We start from the raw sequence: 21,282 nt of genomic DNA, 5'->3' as shown, positions 1-21,282 counted from the left end.
ATGTCCGACTCGCGGAACCACGAGCAACTCATCGCAGGTCTCTATGAGCAGCTGATCACCCAACAGCTCCAGTCGCATCTCGATAAGTTGCGGGCCGAGGGATGGGCAACCGAGGAGGCTCCGGTCGCTCCAGACTCGTCTCCCCGCATACTGGCGCGCCACATCTCCGACGCCATAGAGGAGAAGCTAGCTGGGCTCTCTTCGCTTGAGCGAGTCGTCTATACCAATCTTCTACTAAAGCGTCTGGATAACGACGCCCCTCCGGGAGGATTGCTCGCTGATGGCCCCCGACAGTTGCTCGGGCTTAGTAAGGGGGTCGACAGCTCGCCTATGCCGCGCCCAAGCACTCCTATGTCGGAAGCGACGCTCATTACCAATCAGCGAGATGCGATGAAAATGGGGGAAGAGCTACGCAACGAGATCGTGTCAGCAGACGCCATTGACCTCCTCTGCTCTTTCATCAAGTGGTCAGGTACGTACCACATCCGGCCCGCCCTGCGCGAAGCCAAGGAACGTGGCACCCCGCTTCGTATCCTCACCACGACCTACATGGGGGCAACCGACCCGAAAGCCATCAATCGACTAGTTCGCGATTTTGGCGCGGAGGTTCGTATCAACTATGAATCCTCCGGTTCTAACGTACATGCGAAGGCATGGCTCTTTCATCGCAATACAGGTTTCCACACCGCGTATATCGGAAGCTCGAACCTGTCGAAATCTGCGCTAAGTACGGGGCTCGAGTGGAACGTGAGGGTCTCCCCTGTCTCCGCTCAAGGAGTCCTTGACACCTTCACGAATACTTTCGAAGAGTATTGGGAGTCAGGGACGTTTGAGCCCTACGACCCAGACACCGATAGCGATCGCCTTTCGGCAGCCATCCAGAAGCGCAAGTGGATTCCTATCGGTAATACGAAGGCGTCCTCAGAGAGCATAGCGCCGCTGCCACACCAGATGGATATGCTTGAGCGGCTCAAGGCAGAACGCGAAGTTCACAAGAAGACAGGTGCTCTACTAGTAGCCCCAACAGGCACAGGCAAAACCGTCATGGCCGCACTTGACTACAAGTCGCTTTGCGAGAAGAACGAAGAAAAACCCCGACTGCTGTTCATAGCCCATACGAAGGAAATCCTTGAGCAATCACTAGCGACGTACCGAAAAGTCCTCGGCGACAGCACTTTTGGAGAGCTCCACGTAGATGGCCGCAAAGCCGTAGAGCGAAAGCACATCTTCGCCAGCATTCAATCCTTCAGCAATGCGAGCTTCCGCGAATCATTCGAGCCTGGACACTTTGACGCTCTCGTCATTGACGAGTTCCACCACTCGGCGGCCAATACCTACAAGAAGGTGATTGATCGATTTCATGCAGGAGAGCGCATCTTGCTGGGACTCACAGCAACACCAGAGCGGCATGACGGCGAAAACGTACACGACCTATATTTTGAAGGTCGTATTGCAGCTGAAATGCGCCTCTGGGAAGCGCTCGACAGTGATCTCCTCAGCCCGTTTCACTACTACGGAATCGCCGACGACTCCGCTCAATTTGAGCACCTAAATTGGCGAGGAAGCGGTTACGACAGTAAAGAATTGACGCAGGTACTCCTGGCGACAGACGAGCATGCACGTCTGGTCTATACGGAGGTCTACGATAAAATTGTTGACCCCACGTCGATGCGAGCACTCGGCTTCTGCGTCTCCGTACAGCATGCTCGATTCATGGAGGAATATTTCCAGCAGCGCGGACTAAACGCTAAAGCGCTAGATGGAAGCACGCCCTCAAGTGACCGAGAGTCAGCTTTTGCTGGCCTGCGCAGTGGAACAATTCAAGCACTCTTCGCCGTCAACCTGTTCAATGAGGGGCTGGACATCCCAGACGTCGATACGCTGCTTTTCCTTCGGCCAACTGAAAGCGTTACTGTCTATCTTCAGCAGTTTGGTAGGGGACTACGGCGTAAGCCTCAAAAGGAATTCCTCACTGTTCTCGATTTCGTAGGCCATCATGGACGCGCATATGACTTTGAGGCACGCCTTGCCGCAGTCACTGGGCTACGTAAGAGCCGACTCATTAAGAGTATCGAAAACGATTCTTACGGGCTTCCTGACGGATGCGAGATCATCCTAGATCGCAAGTCCAAGGAATTGATCATCAGTAACATCAAAGCGCGCCTAAACTTCCCACAAATCGTCAAGGAGGTGAAGAAGAATCAGCCAGAAACCATCGCTCAATATCTCGAAAGCAGCATGCGAGATATCACAGATATCTACCGCAACGGCAACTCGTGGACCAAAGCACGGCGAAGTGCCAAGCTTCTCACTGAGGAGGAGCCGAAAGGCGAGGAAAAGCTACTCAAGCGCATGTCCAAGCTTCTGCATGTAGACGACCCCGAGCGCGCTGATGCTTACCACTCTCTCTTGAGCCTAGACGCACCGCGCTATGAGGACCTCTCGGCGACACAGCAGCTTTACGCTCGAATGCTGATCCTCAATCTGTGGGATGCGGGCTCACGGGATTCAGGCTTCTCCTCGTACCAAGAGGCTCTCGACCATCTCGCACACCAGCCGTTTGTCCGAGCAGAAGCACGAGAGATTCTTGAGTACGGCAAGAAGCGGATCGAACACTCCCCTATTTGTCTGGACCCTCCCCGTGACCAGCTGCCCCTCCGGGTGCACTCCACATACACAAGGGCAGAAATTCTCACGGCAATTGGTCAGACAACCTTCACGGGTCCTTGGCCCTCGCAGTCCCAATCTGGGGTTGAGTGGTGCCAAGAAGCCAACGTTGACGTCCTGTTCGTTACCCTGGTGAAGGAAGAAAAGGACTTCAAAGAAGATATCCGCTACAACGACTACGCGATCGACGCACGACTCTTCCACTGGGAATCACAGAAGACTACGGCCCCACACACGAAGAGTGGAATTCGCTACCAGACTCACAAAGAGTCCGGATCAGAAGTATTCCTCTTCGTGCGAAAGTATAACAATAACGAGGTTGGCGCGGCCCCGTTCACATTCCTGGGGCCGGCTGAATATGTGAGCCATTCCGGATCGAAGCCCATGCAGATCAACTGGAAATTGCAACACGATGCGCCGGGAGAAATCTTGTCCTACTCCCCTACGCACACATAGGAAAACGATATCTCAGCGGTCTGCTGTCACTCCGTCGTTCCGCCCAAACGGCGCACGACCTCTTCCACAAACGGCAGATCTTGCTCCAGCCAGTCCACGTCAAATGCCTGCTCACGGGCGAGCCAACGCAGCTCATCATGATCCTGCAGGGGCTGGGGTTCGCCCTTGCGTAGAGGCGCCCACCAGGCGTGCAAGACGAGATCCGCCTTGAGCTCCCACTCACCCGGAAGACGGTCCTCGACCTCGACCTCGACTCCGAGCTCTTCCCGCAACTCCCGTACCAGGGCTGCTTCAGCCGACTCTCCTGACTCAACCTTCCCTCCCGGCAACTCCCACCTACCCGCAAATTCCGGTGGGGCTGTCCGACGCGCGGCAAGAAACCGTCCCCCGTCAACCACTGCCCCTGCCACGACTACGCGCTTGGCGACACGCTCACTCATGTCTGCAAGCCTATGGCTTTGCTGCGCCTGCCGGATTCGGCCTCCGACAGCAAGAGTGATTCACCCAGGGAGTACATCCGGTGGCTCCAGCAACTCCAAGGGCGCCGCGGCGCGGTCGTCCACCACCAGACGGAGAGGCGAGAGGCCGTATGTACGGCCCGGGCTTACCCCTGCTCAGCCGGTCACGGCTCGATCTGTGGCCCTTCGCCAGGCGGCCAACTTGGCTGCGTGCCCGGTGCTTGGGCTGATTGTTGTCGCCCGACAGGGCATACGCTGGTGGTGTGGGGACGGTGGTCTCATGTCCACAGGCTTGGCAGGGGGTTGGTTGAAGGCGATGTGTGGTGTACCGCGGATGACCACATCCTCAAGTTGCTTCGCGGAGCTTTGGATTGCCATTTGTCTCTGAAGGCAAACCATTCCAGGAGGATCCCTATGACCGGAACGGGTAACACAGGCGGCGCGGAGGAAAATGCCGAGCAGGCGGAGGGCGTGTTGCTCGGGCTGTTGACGGAGTACGACCGCGGGGTGCTCGCCACGCTGCGGCGGGACGGCAGGCCGCAGCTCTCGAACGTCAACCACACCTATGACCCGGAAAGGCGGCTGCTGCGCGTCTCCGTCACGGCGAACCGCGCCAAGGCGCGGAATCTCGCGCGGGATCCGCGGGCCAGTTACCACGTGACGAGCAGCGACGGGTGGGCGTGGACGGTGGTGGACGGGACGGCGGAGCTGACGCCCGTCGCGCGGGATCCGCACGACGCGACCGTCGAGGAGCTGATCGAGGTCTTTCGCGCGATCCAGGGCGAGCACCCGGACTGGGACGAGTACCGGGCCGCCATGGTGGCGGACCAGCGGCAGGTGGTGCGGCTCGGCGTCGAGCGGGTGTACGGGCAGCCGCGGCGGGGCTGAGCCGGCGCCCAGTCCCGCCCGACTCCCTCCCTGTCCCGAGGCCGGGGAGGGTTACGCCGACGCGTCCGTGAGCAGGCGCAGTTCGTCGTTGGTGAGCCGCAGGTCGGCCAGGGCCATCAGCGCGGGCAGCTGTTCGACCGTGCGGGCGCTGGCGATGGGGGCCGTGACGGTCGGCTGGGCGGCGAGCCAGGCCAGGGCGACGGTGGCCTCGGAGACCTGGTGCGCGTTGGCCACGGTGGTCAGCGCGGCGAGGACGCGCTGCCCGCGCTCGGTGGCGAGGAGTTGGGCGGCGTTGCCGGCGCGCGCCCCCTCGGGTGCCGCCTCACCCGGACGGTACTTGCCGGTGAGGAAGCCGGACGCCAGCGCGTAGTACGGCAGTACGGCGAGGGATTCGCGCCGGGCGAGCTCTTCCAGCTCTCCCTCGTAGGTGTCGCGCGAGACCAGGTTGTAGTGCGGCTGGAGCGCCACGTACCGGGCGACGCCTTCCCGGGCGCTGAACGCGAGCGACTCGTCGAGGCGGGACGGCGAGATGTTGGAGGCCGCGATCTCGCGGACCTTGCCCTCCCTGACCAGGTCGTCGAGAGCACCGATGATGTCGGAGACCGGCACCGACTCGTCGTCGAAGTGCGTGTAGTACAGATCGATGCGGTCGGTCCGCAGTCGGCGCAGCGAGTCCTCGCAGGCGGCCTTGATGGTGGCCGGGGCGAGCCCTGTGTGGTCGGGGTGACGAGCGACCTTGGTGGCGATGACGACACCGTCCCGTACGGCCGAGCCGCGCGCGGCGAGCCACTCGCCGATGACCGTCTCGGACTCGCCCCCCTGGTTGCCCTCCACCCAGGCCGAGTACACGTCGGCCGTGTCGATGGTGTTGCCGCCGCCGTCGGTGTAGGCGTCCAGCACCGCGAACGACGTGGGGGTGTCGGCCGTCCAGCCGAAGACGTTGCCGCCGAGCACGAGCGGCGAGACGGACAGCTGACCGATCTTGTTGTCGGCATTCATCTGCATGCCGCGACCGTAACGCGGTGGCGGACGGTGACACAGACCGCGCACCGGGCCGCCCCCGGCGGCCCTTCGGCCCTCAGCCCATCAGCCCATCGGGTCGACGGGCCGAGGGGCCGAGGGGCCGAGGGGCCGAGGGGCCGAGGGGCCGAGGGGCCGAGGGGCCGAGGGGCCGAGGGGCCGAGGGGCCGAGGGGCCGAGGGGCCGCAGCGGACATGGCACTCGGGCGGCACGGGACATCGGCACCCGCACCGCCTCAGACGTTGACGCCCTTGTCGCGGAGCCACGACAGCGGGTCCACCGGATCGCCGCCACCGGCCCGCACCTCGACGTGCAGATGCGGGCCCGAGGAGTTTCCGGTGGAGCCGACGCGGCCGATGACATCGCCCGTACCGACCTTGTCGCCCGCCGACTTGGTCATGGACGACAGGTGGCAGAACCACAGTTCGGTCCCGTCCTCCAGCTCCAGCACGATGCGGTAGCCGTACGAACCGGCCCAGCCCGCCTCCTTGATCGTGCCGCTGTGGACAGCCCTGACGGGGGTGCCGTTGGGCGCGGCGAAGTCCTGGCCGGTGTGGTCGTTCTGCCACATGCCGCCTGCCTGCCCGAACCCGGCGGTGAGCTGGTACGAGGCCAGCGGCGCCGTGTAGCTGCGGGCGAGCTCGGCACGGCGCCGGGCCTCCGCCTTGCGCTGCTGCTCGGCAGCCCGTTCGGCGGCCTCCCGCTTCTTCTCGGCCGCTGCCTCCCGCGCGCGTTCGGCCTCGGCCTTTTCCTCGGCCTTCTCGGCGTCCGCCCGCTTCGCGGCTTCCGCCGCCGCCTCGCTCGCCGCCTGCCGTGCGGCCTCCTCGCGGGCCTCCTCGTCGGCGGCGGCACGGTGCTGTTCGGCCTGGGCGAGGATGCGGGCCCGCAGCGCCTCGCCGGCGTCGGTCCTGCCCGCCGCCTTGTCCTCGGCGGAGAGCCCGGCCTGGGTGAGGGGACCGGCGGACCCGTCCCCGGTGCCGTCCGATCCCGTGGCGCCGTCCGTTTCGTCGTCGGCGACCAGGGCGCCGATGCCGGGCAGGTCCTCGGCATCGGGCAGCTGGTCGGGGAGGTCGCGGACGGCGTCGGCCGCCGTGTCCAGGTCCGGCACGGATATCGCCCCGGGGTCCTTGTCCTGCGCGGTGGCCATACCACCGGCACCCACCGCCGCGATCATGCCGACACCGAGTACGGCACCGCCGCGCGCCATACCGCTGGCGCGCTGCTTGGCGACCCGGTGCCGACCGCGCAGGGACCGGGTGGACTCCTCGGTGGGGTTCCACTCGTCCCACGGCTCGCCCTCCGTCGGCGCCTCGGACGGTACGTGGGGACCGGCGGACCGGGCGGGGGCGGCCGGCTGCGCGGCTGCGGAGCCGTACGGGGTGGAGGGGGTGGAGGGGGTGGAGGGGCCATAGTTGGTGGGGGTGCCGGCGCGGTCGAGGTGCGGGTCGTACGCGACGACCTCGGGGGCCTGGCCGGCGAAGCCCTGCGTTCTGGAGGCCACGGGGGCGCTCTCCTTTCCTTCCTTCTCGCCTACCGGGTTAGCTGACGGGTTCGGAGCAGGAAGGTCTCCTACGGGCGTCCTCACGCAAGGGCGTCCGATTCACCCCATCCTCCTCGTCCGGCTGACGAGAAGGGGTGGTTCCCCGGTTCCCACGGTGCGGTCCAGGCAGTTGGACGCTGCTGGTGCCCCGTATGCGGGATTCGGCGACGGCGCACGGTGCCGTCTTCCGTGACGACAGTGACGACCGTGCTGCGTTATCGGACGTTAATAGAACAGTGGCTGTGATTCCAAGCTGTTCCCGGTAATTGGCGGTGGCCGCCCGGTCCGCCGGCGTCCTACGGGGTCGAGGAATCGTGGGCGACGGCGAGCAGTGCCAAGTCGTCCACCGAACGGCCACCTGTGTGGGCCGCGACGTCGATGAGCACCGTCTCCAGCAACTCCTCGGGATGGGCGAAGTAGCTGTTGGACAGCCGTTCGACCGGGTCGTAGAAGTCGCCGGCGGAGTCGCGGGCCTCGGACAGGCCGTCGGTGTAGAGGAGCAGCTGGGCACCCCGGGGAAAGGGAAACTCGTCGATGTGCTCCGGCCACGCCCCCAGATCGGACATCCCGAGCGGGAGCGCAGGAACCGTCGGCTCCAGCAGGGACGCGTTGCCTTGGTGCAGCAGAAGCGGTGCGGGGTGGCCCCGGTTGACGAGGCGCAGCACGGAGCCCCCGCCGCGCGCGGGGCCGCCACCAGCTGTACTGCCGGAGGCGGCCGGAGCTGTGCTGCAGGAGGCGGCCGGACTGCCTGACGGGCCCGAGATCTCCACCAGCACGGCCGTGCTGAAGCCCTCCAGCCCTGCCGTGCCGGGCTGGCGCCGTCCCTCCCGCCGGAGGGCCCGGTCGAGCCGGACGGCAACGTCGGAAAGCGTCTCCTCCTGTTCGGCGGCCTCACGGAAGACCCCCACGAGGAGGACGACGGCGGCCACCGAGTCGAGTCCTTTGCCGCGTACGTCACCGAGCAGCAGCCGTACGCCGTACGGGGTCTCCTCGGCCGCGTAGAAGTCCCCGCCGACCCGGGTCTCGGCCTGTGCCGCACGGTAGCGGGTGGCCACCGCCAGGTCGCCGACATGGGAAGGCGGAGCGGGCAGCACGGCGAGCTGGACCGCCTCGGCCACACCGCGCGCCGAAGCCAGTCGGCTGCCGCTGCGTCGCAGCACATAGTTGACGCCCACCGCGAGGACGGAGACGGTCAGATTGGTGACGGACCTGGCCTCGGCCTCGACAGTGCTGCCCGTGTCGTGGAAGAAGGCGAACAGGATGGTGGCGCCGGAGGAGAGGACACTCGTCAGGACGGTGCCCCAGAGGGAGAGGACGGCCGCGGCAGCCAACGGGGCTGCGGCGAAGGGGGCCGAGATGGCCACATCCCTGGGTGTCGCCAGTTCCAGCACGATGCCCAGGGCGAACAGCACAGCGGGAAGCTGCCGCGCCACGCGCCACAGCCGTCCGCCGCTGTCGTCGTACCCGGTCGCCGTCTCCGTCCCGGCCTGCCTCTGCCGCACGCTCCCAATCTCGCCCCAGAGAGGGCTCCCGGCCAGTCGGGAGCGCTGGAAGTGGGTACGGGCGGGATCCGTACCACGCGGCAGGCCCGACCACCTGTCGGCGTACGCCATCCAGGAATCGGACGGGGGAAGGGGACCGGAAGGGGAAGGCGTGAGGGGACGGGAGGGGGGAGCGGGAGGGATCAGCCGCCGGTGCCGGGGGCCAGCGGGCCGATCTTGGGTACGGACGCCTTGCCGGTGTTCGTGACCGGTCCGCCGGACCAGGGCACCCGCAACGAGGCCCGCTCGTCGGGCGGGGTGATCTTCGCGGCGCTCGGCGTGACGGTGGTGACGTTCGTCATCTCGGGGTTGGTGTACGAGAGCGAAGCCCATGCGCTCTTGCCGGGCGACAGCTTGACGGTCCGTACCTGGCCGCCCGTCCGGTTCGGGTCGAAGGAGACCTGCTCGCCGCTGCTGTTGACGAACGCGAGCCCCGGGTATCCGCGTACGGTGCACGTGCTGTCGGACCGGTTCGTCAGGATGACGGCGAAATTCTTCTGTCCGGCACCCGGATGGTTCCGCCCGAAGGAGGCCTTCAGGTCCGAGGTGTGGCACCGGGACCCGGAGGCGGACCCCGAGCCGCTCCCGCCGGACGAGGAGGAGGCCGAGGAGGACGAGTCGTCGCCGCCCGAACCGGATCCGCCCGACCCGTCCGAGTCGCTGCCCTCCGAACCCCCCGCGGCTCCGTCCTCGCCGCTGCCGGCCTCACTGCCGCTCGTGCCGTCACCGCCCTTGGAGGCGCCGTCCGAATCCTCACCGCCTGCGGGCGTGGCCTCGCCGCTGACCTTGTGCGGGTCGGGTTCCGAGTCGTTGCTGCAGCCGACCACCAGGGCGCCCGCCGCCAGCACCGCCGTCGCGGCGGCGGCGACACGAGCCACCCGGCGGCGCCGCCGGGACGGGGCGTATCGCGCGCCGGGCGGCGAGGTCTGCGGAGTCGACGAAGCCGACGAGGCCGACGAGGCCGACGCAGCCGACGCGTGCGGCGAGATCCGTGGGAGCTGCGGGGTCGAGGAGAGCTGCGGGGTCGTCGTCGGGTCCTGGCGCTTCGTCATGGCTGCCGTCACTCCCTGGTCGTCGCGTCTCGCGGTCGTCCAACTGCCCGGCGGCATCACACGCTTGCCGGCTCTCGTACCCAGCGTGTCCCCGGGCCTTCGCGCCGTACACCGCGTTAGATGACCGGCTTGGCGGGAAAGTTCACGGCCGCCGCGACCTTTTTTCACAGGCCCCCGATGTGGGGGACACGGTGCTGGGGCAGATGAGTCGGAAGTCGCTCAACGGGACGGGTGGGAGCGAACTAAGAGCCGTTGACACGCAGGCTGTTCAACACCTGATCCGTTCTGGCCGAGCAGTCCTCGTCGCACCGGATCTGCACGTACACCGGCGGTTTGCCCTTCTGCCGAGAGGTCAGGCCGATCTCCTTCAGCGAGTGCCCGGGAGAGCCGCAGGCCGACCACGTACGAACGTGCCCCTGCCAGTCCGCGCCCTTGAACTTGCTGCTCCCCGAGTACTGGCAGCCCCGGTGGTCGAGTTCGGCCACCTTGGCGGGCAGCGTCTCCGCCGCACTGTCCGCACCATCTGCGTTGTCGGTGTTGCCGGTGTCGTTACCGCTGTCCTGGGCGCTGGCGCCGCTCTTGTCCTCGTCCTCGGGGGTGGAACCGAGCCCGACGAAAACCCCGTTCGTGGCCGAGGTGAGGTCCTGCCAGCGGCTCACGTCCTGCGCGACGAGCAGCCCGGGAGCGTCCTTCACAGGCAGACCCAGCGAGGACGGGTGCCAGCCCGAGTCAGCCGTCTCCTTCGCCCACTCCCCCGGAATCCGCACGCTGATCCGGCCGCTGGCGTCGCTCACCCGTACCTGCGACGGCTTCCGCTTACCGTCGGGCGCCAGTACCGCGCTGGCCACCCCCACGCCCGTCAGCACGACGACGACGGTTCCCATGGCCACGGCACGCCACCTGCGGCGACGGCGCGGCGCCCCGTCTTCCGCGGCAGCGGTCCGGAACCGGTCACCCTCGGGCGGCTTCGACTGCGATTGCGGCTCCGGCGCGGGCGCGCTCACGGCGGGAGGCACGTCCCGCGCCGCGGACGCGTCCGGCCCCGGCGCCTCCCTCGCGGCGGACCCCGGCGCCTCTGACGAAGGCCCGGAGGACGCCTCGGAAGACGCCTCGGAGGAGGTTCCGGAGGACACTTCGGAGGACACCTCGGAGGCAGCGCCGCCCGGCGCGGGGGACGGCGACTCCGTCGCGACCGCGGGCGGCTGTCCGGCTCCCTGGGACGCGGGGCGTACGGCGAGGGAGGAGAGCGGGGCGGCCGCGGACGCGTGGCGGTCGGCGCCGACGGACGATCCGGCACCGCTGCCGTCACGTCCGTCCGGGGCCGGATCCGGGGCCTGGCTCCGGCCCGGCGTCCCGGGCTCCGGGTCGTCCCCGGTCCGCTCCGCTCCGTCCGCAGCCCGCTCCAACTCGTGTGCGATACGGTCCAGCTCGTTCGCGAAGGCGGCGGCGGTGGGCCAGCGGCGCTCGCGGTCGGGCTCCATCGCCCGCGCGACCGCCTCCGTCACCGCCCAGGGCAGTCCGGGTCGCAGTTCGTCCAGCGGCATCACCCGGTCCGGCGTTCCCGGGGTGGCGCCGGTCACCAGGTGGTAGAGCACGGCGCCCAGGCTGTAGATGTCCGCACGGGCGTCGATGCCCTCGAAGGGTTCGGCCTGCTCGGGTGCCATGTATCCGACCGAGCCGGCGACCACGGTGAGCCCCGAGGCGTGCGCGAGGTTCTTGGCCAGGCCCAGATCCGCGACCAGCACCCGCTCGCGCCCCTGGGGACCCCCGCTGGTCAACAGCACATTGGACGGCTTGATGTCGCGGTGCACCACCCCCGCCTCGTGCAGGGCCTCGGCGCCACGTGCCGCCTCGGCGGTCAGCCGTACCGCCTCGTCCACCGGCAGCGGTCCGGCCGCCATGCGGTCGGCGACCGTTCCCCGGTCCGCGTACTCCATGACGAAGTACGGTTTCTCACCGTCCAGCTCCCCCACGTCGAAGACCTGGACGACACCGCCCGACGACGCCTTGCGCAGCAGCCGCGCCTCGGCGAGGAAGCGGTCCCGGATGTCCATGCGGTGGGCCCAGTTGTCGGCCATCACCTTGACCGCGACGGGCGCCTCCAGCCGGTCGTCGTGTGCGAGCCACACGACTGCGAAGGCGCCGGAGCCGAGACGACGGTCGACCCGGTAGCGGCCGATCTGATCAGGTGAAGGCATGCCCCTTATGATGCCTGGATGTGCCCACCGTCCTCTCCCCGCGCCGTGAACCAGCCATCCGGACGGCCTGAGCCAGTGGGTTCCGGCGGTCCGTCGACGCCCGGTGGTCCGTCGGCGGCCGGCGGCGGTCCGCCGACGGCCGGTGAACCGCCCGCGCCCAACGACACCGAAGCCCTCGCCGCCCGTGCGGCGACCGGCGACAGCGCGGCACTGGACGCCCTGCTGCGCGCCATCCGCCCCGACGTGGTGCGGCACTGCGGCCGGTTCCTGCTCTTCCGGGAGGACGCCGAGGAGGCCGCCCAGGACGTCCTGTTGCAGGTGTCCCGGCACATCGAGCGCTTCCAAGGTCGCAGCCGTTTCAGCACCTGGCTGCACACGATCGTTGCAAACTGTTCACGCCAGAAGTACCGCGAGCTCAAGCGCCGCGCGGTCGAGCAGCCCGCGCTCCCCCACCAGACGGGGGCGCCGGAGCACCGCCCGGATCCGCGTACGACGAGTGTGATCGCCGGCTCCCGCGTGGATCTCCTCGAAGCGCTGGAGCGGCTGGAGCAGGAGAGTCCGCATCTGGTGGCGCCGCTGGTCTACCGCGATCTGTGCCAGATGGACTACGCCGAGATCGTCGACCGGCTCGGCATCCCGCTGGGCACCGTCAAGTCCCGGCTGCACCACGCCCGTCGCCAGATCCGGCCGTGGCTCACCTCGCAGGAGCTGTGACCCTTCCGGGGGCCTCCCGCCCGGCGGGCTGTCACCTTTGGGGCCGTTGTCCCGTTCTCATGAGGACAGCGCGACTCCCACGAGTCCCATGAGTCCATGAGCCCCAGGAAGACAGCGCGACGCCGACCCGGGAGGTACGCGTTCCATGGCCCCCGCGAACGACTCGAACAGCCCGGCCGACCAGACCTCCGGGCCGGGCGCCGGCCCTGGCCCCGGTCCTGAGCCCGCCCCCGTCGACGGGCCCGTACTGGTGACCGGTGGCACGGGCACCCTCGGCCGTCCGCTCGTGGACGAGCTGCTGGCGGACGGTGTCCCCGTACGCGTCATGAGCAGGCACCCGCGTCCGGCGGAGGACGAGCGGCCCTGCGAGTGGGCGGTCTGCGACCTCACCAAGGGCGTCGGGCTGGCCGCCGCCGTCAGCGGTGTGCGGGCGATCGTGCACTGTGCCACCGACCAGAGGCGGGAGGCGAAAGTGCTCTCCCGAGTGGTCGAGGCGGCGCAGCAGGCCGGTGTTCCGCACCTGGTCTACATCTCCATCGTCGGCGTCGACCAGGTTCCCTTGCCGTACTACAAGGCCAAGTTCGCGAGCGAGCGACTGCTGGAGAATTCCGGGCTGCCGTACACGATCCTGCGGGCCACGCAGTTCCACGATCTGGTGGCCAGGGTGACCACCGCGCAGCGGCGGCTGCCCTTCGTCCTCTCGCCCGCCGGTTTCCGCTGCCAGCCGGTGGAGGTCACCGAGGTCGCCCACCGCCTCGCCGAACTGGTGCGCGGCGAGCCCGCCGGCCGGGTGCCGGACATGGGAGGGCCTGCGGTGCACACCGCACGGGGACTGGCCGAGGCGACGCTTCGTACGACCGGGCGGTCCCGCCGCGTGGTGGACCTCCCCCTTCCCGGTCGTACGGCCCGTGCCTTCCGCCGGGGCGGCAATCTGGCCCCGGACCACGCCACGGGGACGGTCACCTTCGCCGAGTTCCTGGCGGCCCGGCGGCCGGGCCGACCCGAACCGTCCCGGATCACGCCGCCTGGGGACCGGCCGGAGTCGGCTGGTTGAGGGTGACGGGCGGCGGGCTGAGCCGGGCGAAGCCCTCCTGCCGCTGGTACGGGAAGTAGGGGTAGGCCGCGTCCTTGGCGCTCGCCTCGTCCAGCCTGGCGACCTGCTCGGGTGTGAGGCTCCAGCCGACCGCGCCGATGTTCTGGCGCAGCTGCTCCTCGTCGCGGGCGCCGACGATGACGGAGGAGACGGTCGGACGGCGCAGCAGCCAGTTGAGCGCGATCTGCGGCACCGTCCTGCCGGTCTCCTGCGCGACGGCGTCGAGCGCGTCGACCACGCGGTGGAGGAGTTCGTCGTCGACGGGCGGGCCGAAGGCGGCGGTGCGGTGCAGGCGGCTCTTCGGGGGCAGCGGCTGCCCGCGCCGTATCTTTCCGGTCAGCCGCCCCCAGCCCAGTGGGCTCCACACGAGGGCGCCGACCCCTTGGTCGAGCCCCAGGGGCATCAGCTCCCACTCGTAGTCCCGGCCTATGAGGGAGTAGTAGACCTGGTGTGCGGCGTGGCGGGGGTAGCCGTGCCGGTCGGCCGTGGCGAGGGACTTCATCAGCTGCCAACCGGAGTGGTTGGAGACCCCGGTGTAGCGGATCTTCCCCTCGCGGACGAGCTGATCGAGAGCGGCGAGGACCTCTTCCTGCGGGGTCGCGGCGTCGTGGGCGTGGAGCTGGAAGAGGTCGATGTAGTCGGTGCCGAGGCGGCGCAGGGCGTCCTCGGTCGCCCTGATGAGGCGGGCCCGTGAGGTGCCGTACTCGCCGGGCCCCTCGCCCATGGGCAGGCCCGCCTTGGTGGAGATGAGCACCTGGTCTCGCCGCCCCCTGACGGCCTGGCCCAGCACTTCCTCGGAGGCACCGGCCGAGTAGACGTCGGCGCTGTCGAACATCGTGATCCCGGCGTCGAGGGCGATGTCCACCAGGCGGCGGGCGGCGCGGGCGTCGGTGTCGCCCCAGTCCCCGAAGAGCGGGCCCCGGCCGCCGAAGGCACCGGTTCCCAGGCTCAGCTCCGGGACCCGCAGGCCGGAAGCGCCCAACTGTCGGTATTCCATGGCTCGTTCCCTCTTCCTCTTTACAGGTGCCCGCGTACATGCTTCTGCGCGCACGGGCCAGGTGTTAGCGGGACCGCAGTTCCGTTAACCGTTGCCAGTACCGTAACAGGGAGAAGCCGTTAAGGGAACTGGAGACCCGCTGTGACATCTGGGCCGGAGAGCCGGCGCAAGACGACCGCCCCGGACACCGGCGCCGTGCCCGGCACGGTGCGCCCCGGAGGGCGCACGGCGCGGGTGCGCGAAGCGGTGCTGAGCGCCGCCGGGGACGCGCTCGCCGAGCACGGTTTCGCCCACCTCGACCTCGCCGAGGTCGCCCGCCGCGCGCAGGTCGGTAAGACGACCGTCTATCGGCGCTGGGGAACTGTCACCGCGCTGCTGGCGGACCTGCTCGACGACATGGCCGAGCAGTCCGAGCCCCGTACGGAGACGGGCGCCCTGCTCGACGACCTTTCGGCCAACGCCGCACTGGTGTGCCGCACCCTGACCGACCCCCGCCAGGGTGCGCTGTTCAAGGCCGTCATCGCCGCCGCGACATGCGACACCACCGCCACCGAGGCACTGCACCGGTTCTACGCGGCACGGGTCGCCGAGTGGGCCCCTTGCGTGCGGCAGGCCGCCGACCGGGGCGAGGTGCCGGCGGACACGGACCCCGAACAGGTCATCCGCGCCGTCTCCGCGCCGCTGTACTACCAACTGCTGACCACCGGCGCCCCGCTCGACCGGGCAGCCGCCGAGCGCGCGGCCCGGTCGGCGTACGCAGCGGCCTGCGCGGGAGTCTTCCGCCACGAGCAGTGACCGCGCGGCGGGCAGGGCCCCAGGGGAGCTCCTGCGGCCCTGCCCGCCGGGGGCGGCCCGACCGCCCCCTACGGCCGTCCGGCGGGCGGTGCCGTCCCGGCCACCGCTTCCGTGAACGCCTGCAACCGGGGCGCCAGCGGGCCGCGCCGGCGCACCAGCCCGTACGCCAGTGCCGCGGCCTCCGGTACGGGGACGTAGCAGACCCCGGGATGGGCGAAGTACGTCTCCGTGTGCGCGCCCGACAGCAGGGCGCCCTTGCCCGCCGCCACCAGCACCAGGGCTTCCTGCACGCTGGTGACCGGCAGCCCCGGCGGGATCGCGCGGCCCCCGGGCGTCCGCGCGGGGGCCAACTGCTCGCGGCAGAGCACCGGCACCCCCTCGCGCAGGGTCAGCAGGGGCGTCTCCCCCAGTTCGGCAAGGTCCTCCGGGGACGCCTCGCCGCGCAGCGCCAGCCGGTGCCCGGCGGGCACGGCCAGCACCCGTGACTCGCTGAACAGTTCGGGCCCCTCCACCAGGTCGGCCTCCCCGGCCGGTAGTTCGGCCAACTGCACGTCGAAGGCGCCCGCCCTGAGCTTCCCGAACGGGTCGGCCAATGGCACCTCGCAGGGCTCCACGGCGAGGCCGGGCCACCGCTCGCCCAGAAGCTTCGCCGCACGCATCACGACCTCACCGGCCAGCGGCCCGGAAAAGCCCACATGCAGGACGCCCCGCAGCTCTCCCGCCCGCCGCGCGGCCGTCGCCGCGGCGCGTGCCAACGCCTCGTCCATGGCGCGCTGGTGCGGCGCGAGGTCGTCGCGCAGCTGTCGCCCCAGTCCGGTGAGGGTCACGGTGCGGCTCGTACGGTGGAACAGCGGAGCGCCCACCCGTCTCTCCAACCGCTGCACGAGCTGGCTGACGCGGGCACGGGAGAGGTGCATGCGCTCCGCGGTGCGGCCGAAGTGCAGCTCTTCGGCCAGGATCAGCAGGCACGCCACTTCATCGCGTTCCATCCCCGTGACGCCCCCGCATCGTTCAGTCCGGATCGTTCAGTCCGGCTGAACGCAACGTTGCGTTGTTCGCCGTTGTTCCCCCCGCCCGCCCGGCGGAGGGTAAGAGCGTGCCAACTCTCAAGAAATCCCGTGATTCCTCAGAAACCCGGATGTCCACCCGTGAAAGGGGCATCCTGCTGGTGCTGTGCGGTGCCGTCTTCCTGGAGGGCATCGATGTCGCCATGCTCAACGTGGCCCTGCCCGTCATCCGCGCCGAGCTCGGCATGCCGATCGGCGAGTTGCAGTGGGTCATGAGCTCCTACGTGCTCGGCTACGGCGGCTTCATGCTGCTGGGCGGGCGGGCGGCCGACCTGTACGGCCGACGGCGGATGTTCGTGCTGTCGCTCGGTGTCTTCCTCGCCTTCTCCGCGCTGGCGGGCCTGGCGAGCGAGGGCTGGACGCTGATCGCGGCCCGCTTCGTCACCGGTGTCGCGGCAGCGTTCATGACACCGGCCGGACTGTCCCTGATCACCACGAGCTTCACCGAGCGCAGGCGGCGGAACAAGGCGCTGCTCATCTACTCCGGGACCGGTGCGGCGGGTTTCTCCACCGGGCTGGTCCTCGGCGGACTGCTGACCATGCTCGGCTGGCGCTGGGTGTTCTTCGCCCCTGTCGCGCTCTCCGCCCTGATCCTGGCCGCCACGCTGGTGCTCGTCCCGCGCGGGCCCGGGACCGGGCCCGGCGCGGAGGGCGGGCAGCGCACCGGCTCCGCACCGCGCCGCAGCTTCGACCTGGCCGGCGGGGTGACGGTCACCGCGGCGCTCGTGCTGCTGGTGTTCGGCATCGAACGGGCTTCGCACAGCGGTTGGCCACGGACACTGGCCGTGCTGACTGCCGGTGCGGCACTTCTCGTACTGTTCGTGCTGATCGAACGGCGCACTGCCGCACCGTTGATACGGCTGGGCATGCTGCGTTCGGCCCCCCTCGTGCGCGCCAACGCGACAGCGCTGCTCTTCGCAGCCGCCTTCTTCGGCTTCCAGTTCCTCGTCGTCCTCTACCTCCAGGAACTGCGCGACTGGACGACCCTGGAGACGAGCCTGGCGATGCTGGTGACCGGTGTGGACGCGGTGCTCGCCCCCACCGTCGTGCCGCGGCTGGTCAACCGGTTCGGGAGTGCGCGGGTGGCCTTCGCGGGGCTGCTGGCCGCCACCGCGGCCTACGCCTGGTTCCTGCCGGTCGGTGCGCAGTGGCCCTATCCGGTGATGCTGCCGGGCCTGCTCCTGGTCGGGCTCGCCTTCGCGCTGGCCTACGGGCCGCTGGCCATCATGGCGACCGACTCGATCGCCGAGGAGGAGCAGGGAGTGGCCGGCGCCCTGCTGTTCGCCTCCGTCCAGTTCGGAGCCGCGCTCGGCCTCTCCGGAGCGGCAGCGGCCAACGCCGCGGGCACCGGTGCGCGGACATCCGCTGCACTGCTGGACGGCTACCGTGCGGGGCTCCTCGTCCCGTTGGCAGCGGCGCTGCTGGCCACTGCTGTCGGGGCGTTCGGCCTGCGCCGCCGGCGGACACCGGCCGCACCCGGAGGTCCGGGAACACCGGGAACACCGGGAACACCGGGAACACCGGGAACACCAGGGGCACCGAACGCGGCGGAAGCACCGGCCGCGCAGCGCCGGTCCGGTAGCGGCGGGGTTCTTACGGAGCGGTGACACGGGCGCCGCGTACCGGTCCGCGGCGCCCCCGCGCGCCTAGCGTGGCGGTATGCGCGTTCTTGTCACCGGCGGTGCCGGGTTCATCGGTTCCCATGTCGTGGAGGCCCTCACGGTCGCGGGCCACGAGGTCGTGGTGCTGGACGCCCTGCTGCCCTCGGCGCACGGGAGAGCTGCCGAACCACCAGCCGCCGTGCCCGGTGTGCGGCAGCTGCGCGGTGACGTACGCGACCCGGACGCCGCCGACGAGGCGCTGCGCGGCGTGGACGCGGTGTGCCATCAGGCGGCGATGGTCGGGCTCGGCAAGGACTTCTCCGACGCCCCCGAGTACGTCAGTTGCAACGACCTGGGCACCGCCGTGCTGCTGACCGCGATGGAGCGGGCGGGCGTGCGTGCGCTGGTGCTGGCCGGCTCCATGGTCGTCTACGGCGAGGGCCGCTACGAGTGTCACCGGCACGGCGTCGTCAGGCCGGGGCCGCGCGCGGTGCCGGACCTGCGCGCCGGACGGTTCGAACCACCGTGCCCGGACTGCGGCGCCGCGCTGCGGCCCGGGCTGGTCGATGAGGACGCGCCGCTGGACCCGCGCAACACCTACGCGACCACCAAGCTCGCGCAGGAGCACCTGGCAGCGGCGTGGGCCCGGGCCGTCGACGGGCGTGCGGTGTCGCTGCGCTACCACAACGTCTACGGGCCCGGGATGCCGTGCGACACCCCGTACGCGGGGGTCGCCTCGTTCTTCCGCTCGGCGCTCGCCCGCGGGGCGGCACCCACCGTCTACGAGGACGGCGCGCAGCGCCGGGACTTCGTCCATGTGCGGGACATCGCCGCAGCCAACCTCACAGCGCTGGAGGCAGTGCACGCGGGAGGGGCGGCGCACACGGGAGGGGCGGTCCACGGCCCCGGCTCCTTCGCGGCCTACAACACCGGCAGCGGCGACCCGCACACCATCGGGGAGATGGCCACCGCGCTGGCCGAGTTCCACGGCGGCCCGGACCCCGTGGTGACGGGCGAGTACCGGCTGGGCGACGTACGGCACATCACGGCGTCCTCGCAGCGGGCCGCCCGCGAACTGGGATGGCGCGCGCGCATCGGTTTCGCGGAGGGGATGAAGGAGTTCGCGGCGGCCGGCATGAGGGCACCGTCCGGCACGGAGGCCGGAGCCCTGCGGGCGTCGGTCGAGGCCCCGCGGGCGTCGCGTTCTTCCGAGCAACGCGACACCACGGGCGGGACCCGCCCCGTCACCCCGTCTCCGCGCTCGGCAGCGCCCTCGGCAAGGTGAGCTCGAAACAGCAGCCGCCGGTCACGTTGCGGACCGCTGCCGTGCCCTGATGGGCCTCGACGATGCCGCGCACGATGGCCAGTCCCAGGCCCGCGCCCGGGGGCGTGCGGGCGTGGGTGCCGCGCCAGCCGGTGTCGAAGACGCGGGGCAGGTCCTCCTCGGGGATGCCGCCGCAGCCGTCCGTCACGGACAGGACGACCTTCTCGTTCTCCTCCGCGGTGCGCGCGTGCACGGCCACGGTGCCGTCCGCGGGGGTGCGGCGGATGGCGTTGACGAGCAGATTGCCGAGCACCCTGGTCATCTCGTGCGGGTCCACCTCGACGGGTACGGCGGCCACCGCGTCACCCACCAGGCGGACGCCGTTCTGCCGGGCGAGCGGGTCGGCGCCGGCCAGTGCTTCTTCGACGAGTTCGGACAGGCTGACCTGGTGTGTGGTCAGGGCGAGTGAGCCCGCGTGGATGCGGGAGAGCTCGAACAGGTCGCCGACCATGGCGTTGAGCCGTTCCACCTCGGTACGGATCTGCCGCAGACAGCGTCCGGTGTCCTCCACCATGCCGTCCTCCAGCGCCTCCGACATGGCACGCAGTCCGGCCAGCGGGGTACGCAGATCGTGCGAGATCCAGGCGACCAACTCCCGCCGCGAACTCTCCAGCGCGCGTTCGCGGTCCCGGGAGGCGGCCAGTTTCTCGCTGGTGGCGGCGAGTTCGCGGGTGAGCGCCGCGAACTCCGCCGGGTCGCCCGCCTCGGCCGCGCCGGGCGCCGGGAAGCTGCCCCCGTCCCCGAAGGAACGCGCCGCAAGGGTGAGCGCGTTGCTGCGCGCCGCCACCCAGCGGCCCAGCAGCAGCGCGGTCGCCAGCGAGACGACGGCCGCCATGGCGACGACGGTGGTGACGACGAACAGGTCGTGCCGGGACAGGAACATCGCCCAGGCGACGGCCAGTGTCCCGGCGAGCATGGCGATCACGGCGACTGTCGGGACGATCGTCAGCGAGACGACGAGCGACCGGTGCCGCAGCGCACGCAGCGCCAGGGCACCCAGCAGTCCGGCCCCGGCGGCACCCAGGAAGGCGAACAGGGCGATGAGGAGCATGTCGCGCACGGTGGTTCAGTCCTCCTGCACGGGAGCGCCCGGCCGCGCGTGGGAGTCCCCCCGCACCGGAGCGCCCGGCCGCGTGGCGCCCGGGTCGAGCCGGTAGCCCACGCCCCACACGGTCTGGATCAGCCGGGGGCGCGCGGGGTCCTCCTCGATCTTGGCGCGCAGCCGGCGCACATGCACGGTGACCGTCGAGAGGTCGCCGAAGTCCCAGCCCCACACCTCGCGCATCAGCTCCTCCCTGGAGAAGGCCCGTGCCGGGTGCCGCAGCAGATGGGCCAGCAGGTCGAACTCCCGCACGGTGAGGGAGAGCTCGACGCCGTCCTTGGTGGCGCTCCGGGCGCGCGGGTCGACGGTCAGCCCCGCGGCACGCAGCGGCGGTGCCGGGCGCGGTACGTCCTGTGCGTGCCGACTGCGGCGCAGCACGGACTCGACGCGCAGCACCAGCTCCCGCGGACTGAACGGCTTGGTGACGTAGTCGTCCGCCCCGACCTCCAGACCCAGCACCCGGTCGCCCTCGTCGCCGAGCGCGGTCAGCATGATGACCGGCACGGGTCCCTTCTCGCGCAGCCGTCGACAGACCTCCAGGCCGTCCAGCTCGGGCAGCATCAGATCGAGTACGACGAGGTCCGGCCAGTGCGCGGCAGCACGCTCCAGGGCACCGGGGCCCGTCTCCGCGCGGTCGACGGCGTACCCGGCGCGGTGCAGATAGCCGGTGACGACTTCGGCGACAGTGGGGTCGTCGTCGACGACCAGGACCCGCCCGGTGGGTGGTGGCTGCATGGCCTCAGGGTGGCACCACGCAGCTGCGAGGGGG

General features: G+C 69.7%; 17 protein-coding genes and 1 riboswitch. Of the genes, 7 read left to right on the top strand and 10 right to left on the bottom strand.

All coding sequences use genetic code 11. The features are described 5' to 3' along the window. A complete protein-coding gene (locus tag KBY19_RS18055) occupies nucleotides 1–3,123 on the top strand; it encodes a DUF3427 domain-containing protein (protein ID WP_210966170.1) in 3,123 nt (1,040 codons plus the stop codon). Nucleotides 3,124–3,149: 26 nt separating this feature from the next. On the opposite strand, the gene KBY19_RS18050 is transcribed toward KBY19_RS18055, so the two are convergent. Then, on the bottom strand, nucleotides 3,150–3,563 hold the full coding sequence (locus tag KBY19_RS18050; RefSeq protein WP_210966169.1) for an NUDIX domain-containing protein: 414 nt from the start codon (nucleotides 3,561–3,563) through the stop codon (nucleotides 3,150–3,152). A 432-nt stretch (nucleotides 3,564–3,995) separates the two neighbouring features. Here KBY19_RS18050 and KBY19_RS18045 point away from each other — a divergent pair, with 432 nt between their 5' ends. Then, the gene (locus KBY19_RS18045; RefSeq protein ID WP_210966168.1) at nucleotides 3,996–4,469 is read left to right on the top strand and encodes a PPOX class F420-dependent oxidoreductase; all 474 of its coding nucleotides are present in this window, start codon (nucleotides 3,996–3,998) and stop codon (nucleotides 4,467–4,469) included. Between the two features lie 51 nt (nucleotides 4,470–4,520). On the opposite strand, the gene KBY19_RS18040 is transcribed toward KBY19_RS18045, so the two are convergent. The 5 genes from KBY19_RS18040 to KBY19_RS37530 all read right to left on the bottom strand — a co-directional run bounded on the left by KBY19_RS18040 (nucleotide 4,521) and on the right by KBY19_RS37530 (nucleotide 11,820). Beyond that, entirely contained in the window at nucleotides 4,521–5,468 is a 948-nt protein-coding gene (locus tag KBY19_RS18040) for an aldo/keto reductase (protein ID WP_099886611.1), read from the bottom strand. Between the two features lie 256 nt (nucleotides 5,469–5,724). Beyond that, nucleotides 5,725–6,990 (bottom strand): M23 family metallopeptidase, encoded by a 1,266-nt coding sequence (locus tag KBY19_RS18035; RefSeq protein WP_307843545.1) that lies wholly within the window; start codon nucleotides 6,988–6,990, stop codon nucleotides 5,725–5,727. A gap of 11 nt (nucleotides 6,991–7,001) precedes the next feature. Next, a riboswitch (cyclic di-AMP (ydaO/yuaA leader) is annotated at nucleotides 7,002–7,206 on the bottom strand. 119 nt (nucleotides 7,207–7,325) lie between these two features. Continuing rightward, a complete protein-coding gene (locus KBY19_RS18030) occupies nucleotides 7,326–8,531 on the bottom strand; it encodes a PP2C family protein-serine/threonine phosphatase (protein ID WP_307843544.1) in 1,206 nt (401 codons plus the stop codon). A 182-nt stretch (nucleotides 8,532–8,713) separates the two neighbouring features. Next, nucleotides 8,714–9,622 (bottom strand): DUF4232 domain-containing protein, encoded by a 909-nt coding sequence (locus KBY19_RS18025; protein WP_210966166.1) that lies wholly within the window; start codon nucleotides 9,620–9,622, stop codon nucleotides 8,714–8,716. A gap of 242 nt (nucleotides 9,623–9,864) precedes the next feature. Then, entirely contained in the window at nucleotides 9,865–11,820 is a 1,956-nt protein-coding gene (locus KBY19_RS37530; protein WP_210966165.1) for a serine/threonine-protein kinase, read from the bottom strand. Between the two features lie 18 nt (nucleotides 11,821–11,838). On the opposite strand from KBY19_RS37530, the gene KBY19_RS18015 reads away from it, so the two are divergent. Continuing rightward, nucleotides 11,839–12,534, top strand: a complete 696-nt coding sequence (locus KBY19_RS18015) for an RNA polymerase sigma factor (protein WP_099882503.1) — start codon at nucleotides 11,839–11,841, stop codon at nucleotides 12,532–12,534. 145 nt (nucleotides 12,535–12,679) lie between these two features. Further along, nucleotides 12,680–13,588, top strand: coding sequence for an SDR family oxidoreductase (locus KBY19_RS18010; RefSeq protein WP_185017513.1), 909 nt, complete (start codon nucleotides 12,680–12,682; stop codon nucleotides 13,586–13,588). On the opposite strand, the gene KBY19_RS18005 is transcribed toward KBY19_RS18010, so the two are convergent. Continuing rightward, nucleotides 13,551–14,624, bottom strand: a complete 1,074-nt coding sequence (locus KBY19_RS18005; RefSeq protein WP_185017515.1) for an aldo/keto reductase — start codon at nucleotides 14,622–14,624, stop codon at nucleotides 13,551–13,553. The two genes, KBY19_RS18010 and KBY19_RS18005, sit on opposite strands and share 38 nt — an antisense overlap. A gap of 141 nt (nucleotides 14,625–14,765) precedes the next feature. Here KBY19_RS18005 and KBY19_RS18000 point away from each other — a divergent pair, with 141 nt between their 5' ends. Beyond that, the gene (locus tag KBY19_RS18000) at nucleotides 14,766–15,419 is read left to right on the top strand and encodes a TetR/AcrR family transcriptional regulator (protein ID WP_307843543.1); all 654 of its coding nucleotides are present in this window, start codon (nucleotides 14,766–14,768) and stop codon (nucleotides 15,417–15,419) included. A 68-nt stretch (nucleotides 15,420–15,487) separates the two neighbouring features. Here KBY19_RS18000 and KBY19_RS17995 read toward each other — a convergent pair whose 3' ends face one another. Then, nucleotides 15,488–16,408: a LysR family transcriptional regulator gene (locus tag KBY19_RS17995; RefSeq protein ID WP_099882509.1), complete on the bottom strand. Its 921-nt coding sequence runs from the start codon at nucleotides 16,406–16,408 to the stop codon at nucleotides 15,488–15,490. A gap of 149 nt (nucleotides 16,409–16,557) precedes the next feature. Between KBY19_RS17995 and KBY19_RS17990 the strand changes: the two genes are divergently transcribed. Continuing rightward, a complete protein-coding gene (locus tag KBY19_RS17990; protein WP_210966164.1) occupies nucleotides 16,558–18,093 on the top strand; it encodes an MFS transporter in 1,536 nt (511 codons plus the stop codon). A gap of 52 nt (nucleotides 18,094–18,145) precedes the next feature. After that, a complete protein-coding gene (locus KBY19_RS17985; protein ID WP_210966163.1) occupies nucleotides 18,146–19,372 on the top strand; it encodes an NAD-dependent epimerase/dehydratase family protein in 1,227 nt (408 codons plus the stop codon). Here the strand turns inward: KBY19_RS17985 and KBY19_RS17980 are convergent. Next, nucleotides 19,332–20,471, bottom strand: coding sequence for a sensor histidine kinase KdpD (locus KBY19_RS17980; RefSeq protein WP_099882515.1), 1,140 nt, complete (start codon nucleotides 20,469–20,471; stop codon nucleotides 19,332–19,334). The two genes, KBY19_RS17985 and KBY19_RS17980, sit on opposite strands and share 41 nt — an antisense overlap. A 6-nt stretch (nucleotides 20,472–20,477) precedes the next feature. After that, nucleotides 20,478–21,248 carry a response regulator transcription factor gene (locus KBY19_RS17975; RefSeq protein WP_247691107.1) on the bottom strand — a complete coding sequence of 257 codons (771 nt, stop codon included), beginning with the start codon at nucleotides 21,246–21,248 and terminating at the stop codon, nucleotides 20,478–20,480. Nucleotides 21,249–21,282 lie beyond the last annotated feature (34 nt).

The organism is Streptomyces sp. B15 (genome assembly GCF_018070605.1).
Taxonomy (GTDB): Bacteria; Actinomycetota; Actinomycetes; order Streptomycetales; family Streptomycetaceae; genus Streptomyces; species Streptomyces smyrnaeus.
Note: the sequence above shows the minus strand (reverse complement) of the source record. Positions and strands in the feature narration are given on the sequence as shown.